Raw genomic sequence first — 353 nt, 5'->3', positions numbered from 1 at the left:
GAAAGGCGACGCTTACCTGATCGACTTTGAAGGGGAACCGGCGCGGCCGCTGCACGAACGGCGCGGCAAGCACAGCCCCTATAAAGACGTCAGCGGCGTGCTGCGTTCGTTTGATTACGCGGCGGCCATGGCCCTGAATGTGCAAGGTGTGGACCACTCACCCGCAGCGGACGCGGCGCGCCAGCGTGTGACCGAGCGCTACCTGATTGAGGCGCGTCTGGCATTTATCAAGGCTTATCACGCGGCGACGGCTACACTGGCGCATGACTGGCAGGATGCCAAAGGCCAGGACGCAGCGCTGACCTTGTTCAGCCTGGAAAAGGCCGCGTATGAAGTGGCTTATGAAGCGGAAA

The 353-nt window shown here is 61.8% G+C and carries 1 pseudogene; it reads left to right on the top strand.

The window, feature by feature from the left end:
- Positions 1-353 (top strand): annotated as a pseudogene (locus M2R48_RS21330) (hypothetical protein); the annotation flags it as partial.

The sequence above is a fragment of the Acinetobacter sp. I-MWF genome, assembly GCF_025433935.1.
GTDB classification, from domain to species: Bacteria; Pseudomonadota; Gammaproteobacteria; order Pseudomonadales; family Moraxellaceae; genus Acinetobacter; species Acinetobacter guillouiae.
Note: the sequence above shows the minus strand (reverse complement) of the source record. Positions and strands in the feature narration are given on the sequence as shown.